This window comes from Weissella sp. DD23, from assembly GCF_001579105.1.
GTDB classification, from domain to species: Bacteria; Bacillota; Bacilli; order Lactobacillales; family Lactobacillaceae; genus Weissella; species Weissella cibaria.
The window spans coordinates 95,011-104,345 of sequence record NZ_KQ970393.1; the positions used below are offsets into that span (position 1 = coordinate 95,011).

At 47.7% G+C, this 9,335-nt stretch carries 11 protein-coding genes; 1 reads left to right on the plus strand and 10 read right to left on the minus strand.

Annotated features, from left to right (window positions below):
- Nucleotides 1-57: 57 nt before the first annotated feature.
- Complete coding sequence (locus tag WEIDD23_RS06440) at nt 58-576, plus strand: DUF1836 domain-containing protein (RefSeq protein WP_010375002.1); 519 nt, start codon at nt 58-60, stop codon at nt 574-576.
- Nucleotides 577-976: 400 nt separating this feature from the next.
- Here WEIDD23_RS06440 and WEIDD23_RS06445 read toward each other — a convergent pair whose 3' ends face one another.
- The 10 genes from WEIDD23_RS06445 to WEIDD23_RS06490 all read right to left on the minus strand — a co-directional run.
- Nucleotides 977-2,242, minus strand: coding sequence for a D-alanyl-D-alanine carboxypeptidase family protein (locus WEIDD23_RS06445; protein WP_010375003.1), 1,266 nt, complete (start codon nt 2,240-2,242; stop codon nt 977-979).
- Nucleotides 2,243-2,247: 5 nt separating this feature from the next.
- Nucleotides 2,248-3,369: a sensor histidine kinase gene (locus WEIDD23_RS06450; RefSeq protein WP_010375005.1), complete on the minus strand. Its 1,122-nt coding sequence runs from the start codon at nt 3,367-3,369 to the stop codon at nt 2,248-2,250.
- Nucleotides 3,370-3,411: 42 nt separating this feature from the next.
- Nucleotides 3,412-4,101 (minus strand): response regulator transcription factor, encoded by a 690-nt coding sequence (locus WEIDD23_RS06455; RefSeq protein ID WP_010375006.1) that lies wholly within the window; start codon nt 4,099-4,101, stop codon nt 3,412-3,414.
- A 26-nt stretch (nt 4,102-4,127) separates the two neighbouring features.
- Nucleotides 4,128-4,853 carry a DUF1129 family protein gene (locus tag WEIDD23_RS06460; RefSeq protein WP_062358854.1) on the minus strand — a complete coding sequence of 242 codons (726 nt, stop codon included), beginning with the start codon at nt 4,851-4,853 and terminating at the stop codon, nt 4,128-4,130.
- Between the two features lie 12 nt (nt 4,854-4,865).
- Complete coding sequence (gene ychF / locus WEIDD23_RS06465) at nt 4,866-5,969, minus strand: redox-regulated ATPase YchF (protein WP_010375011.1); 1,104 nt, start codon at nt 5,967-5,969, stop codon at nt 4,866-4,868.
- 23 nt (nt 5,970-5,992) lie between these two features.
- Nucleotides 5,993-6,187, minus strand: a complete 195-nt coding sequence (locus WEIDD23_RS06470; RefSeq protein WP_010375013.1) for a DUF951 domain-containing protein — start codon at nt 6,185-6,187, stop codon at nt 5,993-5,995.
- Between the two features lie 15 nt (nt 6,188-6,202).
- A complete protein-coding gene (locus WEIDD23_RS06475; protein ID WP_010375014.1) occupies nt 6,203-7,111 on the minus strand; it encodes a ParB/RepB/Spo0J family partition protein in 909 nt (302 codons plus the stop codon).
- Entirely contained in the window at nt 7,098-7,868 is a 771-nt protein-coding gene (locus WEIDD23_RS06480) for a ParA family protein (protein ID WP_010375015.1), read from the minus strand. The genes WEIDD23_RS06475 and WEIDD23_RS06480 overlap by 14 nt, the downstream gene beginning before the upstream one ends.
- Before the next feature lie 13 nt (nt 7,869-7,881).
- Nucleotides 7,882-8,601: a 16S rRNA (guanine(527)-N(7))-methyltransferase RsmG gene (rsmG, locus tag WEIDD23_RS06485; RefSeq protein ID WP_010375016.1), complete on the minus strand. Its 720-nt coding sequence runs from the start codon at nt 8,599-8,601 to the stop codon at nt 7,882-7,884.
- Between the two features lie 147 nt (nt 8,602-8,748).
- Nucleotides 8,749-9,335: nucleoside hydrolase (locus WEIDD23_RS06490; RefSeq protein WP_197458829.1), on the minus strand; the 587-nt coding region annotated here is incomplete at its 5' end.

A 9,335-nucleotide genomic window follows, 5' to 3' on the forward strand; every position in this document is an offset into this window, starting at 1 on the left:
TCTAGATGTGGTAAAATTAATTCATATAAAGTATACCACGGAAGGACAATCTGCCAAATGAACGAATATCTATCATGGCGCGAAGGCCTAAAAGAAGTCGAATTTCCACATTGGGAGGACTTGCCAACATTTGATTTGTATATGGACCAGGTCGTTGAATATGTAAATGAAGTCCTGGCACCTTTAAACATGCCGGCTGTCACGTCAACGATGATTAACAATTACGTTAAGCAAAAGGTCATCTTGGCACCCGTTAAAAAGAAGTACCAAACGATGCAAATCGCGGATATCTTGATTATTTCATTGATGAAGCCCGTCTTCTCACTGGAAGAAATCCGTGCAGCCATCGATCAAGTAACGATTGGCGATTACCCTAAGAAGGCGTACAACGCGTTCGTTGATGCGTTGATGGCACGTTTACAAGGTCCTGTGCCAGTTGAATTTGATCCTGACAATATTGATCTCCAGCTAATGCGCGACGCTGCCAACGTCGTCTTCCACAAAATGGAAGCTGAGAAGCTATTGGCCATCATGCGTGAACGCAACCCGATTAAGGAAGTGCCTACTAAGAAGTAGTCGTTCTGTGGGGTCGTCGCGTTGCGACGAGGCATGGGTGTGGGGAAGCGGATCCGACAAAGATTGCATCCGGGCAACTCCGCCGGCGCGAGCACCGGCTAGCACCCAAATAATTGTGCTAAGGTTCAGGGTCCGTATCGCCTTATCTAACCGGCGGTCGGCCGAACTTGTGAGTTACCCTGCTACAATCGCTACGCCACTTCCCCACCCCCATGCCAGCAGCCAAGATAGTCTCTATTTGTTTGATTATCATTGATTAGGGGTGCACGTCCATTCATGTTTCCCCTTCTCAACACTTTGATAGTCAAAGTCAGGCCTGTTGCTCGTGCAGTAGCACGACATATGTTAACCAAATTCAAAAAGCACAACACCTGCATTAGGCGTTGTGCTTTTTTGGTATTTATTCAAATAGGCTCATGATGACGCGCTTCGCATCGCGGTACCATTGTACAACTTGTGATGCTTGTGCAACATCGCGGGTCATGATCAAATCTACCTTAGGCGGACTTGCTAAATAGTCATTCGCTGCGTTACGTTCGGCTGTTGTGCCCCCATCAACGAAAACCGTTTCTTGGTGATCAACAACGTGCCCCTTTGCAATTGGCGCAATCATATCGTTATTTGACCGAATCGTCATGTTGAGTTTGCCGTCGCGTAATGCGGTTGGCACGAACATTGAGACCGCCGTCTTCGTAGCGATTGGGAAACGTTCTTCCCCGGCACGCGCTTCTTCAACTTGCACCCGTTGAATAACCGTTCCCTTAGCCAAGGTCTTAACCGTCATCGCCGACTTAACCGCGTTTAACATGGCCACCGTTTGGGAGAATGTGTGGTCACTACCGAGCACTACGGTCACCACTTGGCGACCTTCCAAGGTTGTTAACCCGATGAACGTACTGTGGACTGACAAGGCATACCCAGTTTTCAAACCGGTAAACTTATATCCTTGGCCATCAGCTAGCAATTTATCTGAGTTTTCAATCGTTTCCGTCCCGGTAGCCCCACTTGGAACCTCCGCTGTTTGCATGCTCGTAATTTGTTGGATTTCAGGGTAATCAGTCACCAAATGACGACCAACAATCGCTAATTCACGGGCCGACAGTTCATTTTCCACATCCGCACCCAGCTTAGGATTCGTTAACGCACCCATATCACCGTTCGTCAAACCGGCACCAGATACAATGGTCGTATCCTTGATGCCCCAGCTGGTTAACAAATCTTGAATTTGTTGGTTAACACCCGTATCCGTACCAGACACGGCATAGCCCAATGCTAACGCCGCTGCATTCGCTGATTTAATCAATGCCATTTCCATCAACTCTTGAATGGTATAGGCACGTTCCGTACTAAGTGGCACATTAGCCAAAGCTGGCTCATTACTAATGGCGACAATCGAGGCCGGCACTTTAATCTGTGACTGCATCGACAGACGTCCCTCTTTAATGGCTTGTTCAACCAAATAAACCGTCAATAATTTTGAAATTGAGGCAATCGGCATCCGCTCGTTACCATTTTTGTCTGCTAACACCTGGCCAGTCTGCACATCGGCCACCACTGCACTTTGCGCGTCCACTTTGGGCGTCACCGTTGCAGCTGATGCCGACGTAGCAATCCCTGTCACTAACAGAATTCCCGCCAGTAAGCCTGCCCACACACGCTTTGTCATATCTCTTAGGCCTCATTTCCTAGTTCTGGTTGTAAAGGCAACTGGACAATAAAGCTCGTCAAATCATCATCTGATTCAACTCGCACCGTCCCCCCATGCGCCTCGACAACGCCATTCACGATTGCTAAACCAAGACCGGTCCCACCCGTCTTAGTATTCCGTGAACTCTCCACCCGATAAAAGCGATCAAACAACCGCTTGATTGAATCGGCCGGAATTTTTTCACCGTTATTTTGCACGCGAACTTCTACATAATTTTCGCTTTTGTTAGTCTTGGCTGTCAACCGCACAAATGTTGCGCCATCGCCATACTTCAAAGCGTTATTGATCAAATTCATAAAGACACGTGCCAAACGGTCAGGATCACCAACCATTTCAATCGTATCCGGATTGGTAACCGCTGAGACAACAACGTGCTTATTCTTAGCTTCTAACTCGTAGTTAACTGCCAATTGTTGCAACATGGCCGCTAAATCTAACGGCGCCCAGCGTAACTTGAAATCAACCTGATGGACCTGTGTGTAATCAAACAAATCTTCGACCAACGATTTCATTTGGCCCGCCTTCGAAAAGGCCGTGTTAGCATATTTCACCAAATCCTTGCGTGCTAACTTTTCATCTTCATCATTAATAATCAGGCCTAAGTAACCCAAAATTGATGTTAATGGTGTCCGCAAATCGTGCGACACATTCGTAATCATTTCGTCCTTTGAACGCTCAATTTCACGTTCTTCAGCCATTGCGGCTTGCGCGGCATCAAAAACGCCATTTACATTCGTTACGAGGGGCCGCAATCGACGTCCCCAACGCTTTTCCGGCAATCCTTCACTTTCTGTATCACGAACACGTGGTGCCAAATCACTCACCGCTTCGATTAAGCGGTTAAGCAATACTGCTTCGTAGAAATGGCGAATCAACAACAGCCACAACACAACGACCACTAAGCCAACGATAATGACGAGTGGTTGCTGTTGCGCCCAAGCTGCTTGTAATTCAAGCAGCCAGTTGGCACTTGTCCAGGCTGAACGGGTGACTAAGATGCCCCCAATGCCCATAAATACAAAAAGCAGGGCCGAAACGACTGCCTTGACCACCCACAGGAGCCAATCCAGTACACTTAGTTTCATCCCTACTTCTCACTTTCTATTGCATAGATGCAAATCTATACCTTACAAAACTTCAATCTTGTAACCAACACCCCAAACGGTTTGGACCACTTGGTTACCACCAGTTGCTGCTTCCAACTTATCGCGCAAGTGTGAAACGTGCACCATAACTGTCTTCGCAGACACAACTGATTCTTGTTGCCAAACGCGTTCAAAAATGTCGTCAGCACTGAACACACGATTTGGGTGTGAAGCCAACAAGTACAAGATACCGAACTCCAACGCCGTCAAGTTAACCTCAACACCGTCAGCCGTCTTAACTTCGTGGCTATCCTTGTTAATCGTCAAAGGTCCAATGTCCAAGACTTCTGGCGTTGCTTGTGCCATACCGTTTTGGGCACGACGCAACAACGCACGGACGCGGGCCATCACTTCAAGCGGATTGAATGGCTTCGTTACGTAGTCATCCGCACCCGTAATCAACCCTTGAATCTTGTCCATCGCACCTGACTTAGCAGACAACATCAAGATTGGCACGGGGTTGTCCTTACGAACTTCCTTCAACACTTCCGTACCGTTCATATCAGGCATCATGATATCCAAAATAATCAAACCAATATCAGGGTTCGTGCGAATCTTTGTCATCGCTTCCCTACCATCACTGGCAATCACTGGCTCGTAACCTTCGTTCTTCACGTAGATTTCAAGCAATTCAGCAATTTCGTGATCATCGTCAACAATCAAAATCTTCATGGCTAATCCCTCACTGATTTCTGTGCTTACTTCGTGTCTTGACGTGGACGTGTTGCACTACCCAAGAATCCACCTTGAATACCCGTCTTAACGCGCCAGAAGCGGAAGCCGATGAAGGCCAATACCGCAAGGATCAAGTAGACCCAACCTGGCAACAATGGGTTGATGATTGATGGCAAGTAGGCGAAGCCCATGTATGCCAAGAACCAAAGGACAAACGCACCAACAGAAACCACAATCTTCTTCCAAAGTGGTGTCTGTACGCCATCCTTGCTTGGTGCAAGGGTCATCGTTACGGCGGCGAAGAAGACACCACCCAACAATGACGTCAAAACAAGTGATGTGATACCGGCTGCCCCAGCACTACCGGCTTGGTTAGCCTTGCTGAACATCAACGTCAAGCCAAACATAAAGCTAAACATCATAAAGAAGGCAATGGCATTATCAACCATCAATGGCCAGAAGCCGTACGTGGCATAACCACGGGCAGGCGTTTCAGCCGCTTGCTTTGCCTTGAAGCCCAATGCTTCAGCTGGCGTGTTAAACAATTGCTTCGCTGTGGCACCCGTCTTTTGACCGTCCAACAACTTTGCCCCAACTTCGGCAATCAAACCGGCCTTTGATGCATCCCCATCAACGAGTTGCACCATTTGCCAAATAAATTCTTGATTACGCTTCGTCAAACCAAATGTTGCCAAATCGGCACGCGTTGGCAACGCTGGTTGAGCTTGCGTTTCTTGTGATTCTGTCATGTAGTCCCCCAATTAAACGTTGAACAAGAATTCGATGATATCACCGTCTTGTACAACGTATTCCTTACCTTCTGAACGGCGACGGCCAGCTTCCTTAACGGCCTTCATTGAACCATATTCGTCCAAGTCAGCAAAAGCGACCGTTTCAGCACGGATAAAGCCACGCTCAAAGTCAGAGTGAATAACTCCGGCAACTTGTGGTGCCTTCATGCCGGCACGGAACGTCCAAGCACGCGTCTCCTTACCACCAGCGGTAAAGAACGTCCGCAAGTCCAACAAGTGGTAGGCTGAACGAATCAAACGGTTCAAACCTGGTTCCGTAATGCCTTGCAATTCCATCAATTCAGCCTTATCTTCATCATCCATGCCGGCCAACTCTTCTTCAGCACGGGCTGAAATACCGATGACATCAGCATTTTCAGCAGCCGCAAATTCCTTGATTTGTTGGAAGTACTTTGATGATTCTGGATCAGCCATATCATCTTCCGCCACGTTTGCTACGTACAAGACGGGCTTTGACGTCAACAAGAACAAGCCACGTACAATCTTTTGCTCGTCTTCGTTCCAGTCGATTGAACGGGCTGGCTTACCCTCTTCCAAAACAGGCTTCAACTTAGCCAAGACCTCAAATTCTGCCGCAGCATCCTTATCCTTAGCTTGCTTAGCCTTCTTTTCAACCGTCGCATAACGCTTATCAACAGATTCCAAATCGGCCAAAATCAATTCCAAGTTAATGGTGTTGATATCGTCGATTGGGTCAACCTTACCGCTAACGTGAGTAATGTCATCATCATCAAACGCACGAACCACGTGAACAATGGCATTCACTTGGCGGATGTTCTCCAAGAACTTGTTACCCAAACCTTCACCCTTTGAGGCACCCTTAACGATTCCGGCAATGTCAGTAAATTCAAAGGTCGTTGGTACGATCTTGTCAGCTGGCACCAATTCTTGGATACGAGCCAAACGATCATCAGGCACTTCGACCATTCCCACGTTTGGTTCAATCGTGGCGAATGGGTAGTTAGCCATTTCGGCACCTGCCTTGGTGATTGCGTTAAACAAAGTTGACTTACCAACGTTTGGCAAACCAACGATTCCTGCTGTAAGAGCCATTTTTATATACCTATCTCTCTAAATTAATCTTGTTGTTCTGACGCCTTGCGCAAAATACGCTTCAAGCGCTTATCAAAGTCGTGGCGTGTCATCATGACTTGGTGACCGCAGCCTTGGCACGTCAACTTAATGTCCGCACCAACGCGCATAATTTCCCACTCATTTGCGCCACACGCGTGTGGCTTCTTCATTTCAACGATATCATGCAAGTTGTACATTTATCCAACCCCCACTTAGTCCTCATCGAATGAAATGCCCAATACATCAAAGATGCGGTTCAAATCATCATCTGACAAGTATGCAATTTCAATTTTACCAGCGCCCTTGCGATTACGCGTCACATTGACCTTGGTACCAAACTTATCTTCCAGGGCAGCGGTCGTCGCCTTCAAGTATGCTGATGGTTCATCAGCGCCCTTGCTGGTTGGATCTGACTGCTCATTCAACTTATTAACCAGTTGCTCCAGTTGACGCACGGTCATGCCTTCTGCGATAGCGCGCTTGGCCACCGGCACAATACGACGCTTGTTACGCAAACCAAGCAACGTCCGGGCTTGCCCCATTGAAAGATCCCCTGCATTCAGGAGGTCCTTCACTTCATCAGGCAGGTTCAACAAACGGAGAAAATTGGCCACGGCTGAGCGGGCCTTTCCCAAACGCTTGGCCACTTGTTCTTGCGTTAACTTCAACGCATCCATCATATCGCGGTACGCTTGGGCCTCTTCAAGGGGCGTCAAGTCTTCACGTTGCAAGTTTTCCAAAATGGCCGCTTGCAACATCTGATCGTCATCTAACTTGCGCACAATCGCTGGTACTTCAGTCATACCGGCCAATTGTGACGCACGCCAACGACGTTCACCCGCTAACAATTCGTATTGGGCATTGTCTTTTGGATTGTGGCGGACAATTACCGGTTGCAACACACCGTTTTCCTTGATTGAAGCCGCCAAATCTTGCAGAGCGTCTTGATCAAAAACATGTCGCGGTTGGAACGGATTTGCCACAATTTTATCAACAGCTAGGTCACGAACAGAGTCGTTCGTTGCGATGGTTGTATCAAGACCTTGTGAATCAAACAGGGCGCCTAGACCGCCACCGTTACCACCAAGGCCTCCCAAACCTGACTTCTTAGCGTTCGCCATGAGCAGCCAAGACCTCCTTTGCCAAGTCCATGTATACTTCAGAACCCTTTGACTTAGGGTCGTAATCAATAATAGCCAACCCGCGTGATGGCGCCTCTGACAGACGGACATTACGTGGAATCACGGTATCGTACACATCACTACCAAAGTACTCACGCACATTCGCAATAACGTCGGCCGACAAGTTCGTTCGTGGGTCAACCATGGTCATCAGCACCCCTTCAACTTCCAAGTCTGGGTTGAAGTGTTGCTTGACCAACTTCATATTGTTCATCAACTGACCAAGTCCTTCGAGCGCATAGTACTCAGCTTGCACAGGAATCAAAATTGAATCTGCTGCTGAGAATGTGTTGATTGTTACCAATCCAAGTGAAGGTGGATTATCAATCAGCACGTAGTCATACTTTTCACGAACACCTGACAGCGCGTTTTTCAAACGTAATTCACGAGCCATCGCCGGAGCCAATTCTAGTTCGGCACCAGCCAAACGAATCGTTGCTGGCACGATGTCCATGCCTTCGTGCGAAGTTGACAAAATAACATCAGCCAATGGCACATCGTGAACCAAGACATCATAGACATCTTGCTCAATGCTTGACTTTTGGACGCCTGATCCAGACGTTGCGTTTCCTTGGGCATCCGTGTCGATAATCAACACCGACTTACCCAAACTCGCCAAGGCCGCTCCCAAATTGACCGTGGTCGTCGTTTTACCAACACCACCTTTTTGGTTAGCTAATGCAATAACGTGTCCCATTGATTTCCCCTTCCTACAACGGCTTACGAACCGGATCACCCGGCTTGCGTGGATACTTCTTTGGTGTATTTTTCACCTTTTCAATCACAATAACTGAACGTGGGTCACCGTTTGGCAAGCTGACATCGATTTGATCACCAATTTTGGCACCCAATGTCGTGATAGCCTTCTTAGCCTCTTGTAACTCCTCATCAGCGGCGCTACCCTTCATCGCTAGCAAAACACCACCAACCTTAACAAATGGCAATGTCAATTCGCCCAAAATATTTAGGCGCGCCAACGCACGGGCTGTCGCCACATCATATTGCTCACGAGCTGGTGCGTTCTTGTTACCAAACTCTTCGGCACGGGCGTGTTCTACCGTGACACCTTCCAAGCCCAATTCCTTGACCAAATCGCGTAAGAAATTAATGCGCTTATTCAACGCATCAATAATCGTGATTTGCAATTGCGGGAACGCAATCTTCAATGGCAATGATGGGAAGCCCGCACCAGCACCCACGTCAATCATGTGCAATTCTTCAGTTTGCAAAGCTGGGTATGCCCAGGCCAGTGTTAATGAGTCATAAAAGTGCTTCATGTAGACTTCATCGCGTTCTGTGATAGCCGTCAAGTTCATGTGCTCATTCACCGCAACTAAACGCTCGTAGTATTGCTGATATTGCGCTAGTTGTTGTGCATTCAGTTCAACATTGTGCTCGCGTAATGCCGCCGCAAATTCTTCGGGATTCATTATCATTCTCCAAACTGATTCCAATAATAAAAGAATACCGCAAAATGCCCGTCTATTCAATAGTTGCACGGGTTTTAACGGTGTAATTGTTTCACGTGAAACAGGATGTTAAAAAGGCCACCGCACGGTTAGCGATGACCTTTTAGATTACTTCATAAACGTTGCGACCTCTGACATAAACCAGGCGTTAAAGGCTGGTACATCAATATCCGTCGCTACCGCCACGTTGGTTGTGTCATGATGCGACCCCAACACATCGGCAACTGTTGCGCCCAAGGCCGGACCCTCAGTGATGACATCAACCCAATAGTCCGTTAGCGTAAAGGCTTCTGGGTGAGCTAGATAGAACAACGTATTCACGTCGTGCATTGGCTTCCCAGTGGCTTCGTTGTCTGCATAATGTTGCAACACCGCTTGCAGCATCGCCCCTGATTCATTCACGTCTGACAGCTTGGCGATGTTGTCATATGACAGCAATGCTTTCATTGTCACATCAAGACCAATCATCACAATTGGCAAGCCAGCCTCAAAGACAATTTTTGCAGCGTGTGGATCTGTATAAATATTAAATTCCGCTACACTGGACATATTACCACCAGTGAGCGAACCACCCATCACAACTAAGCGATCAATCTTCGCTTTAACCTCTGGGTACATACGGAACAACAAGGCAACATTCGTGAAAGCCCCCGTGATAACCAACGTCAACTGGTCAGTGCTTTGCATCAAGGTTT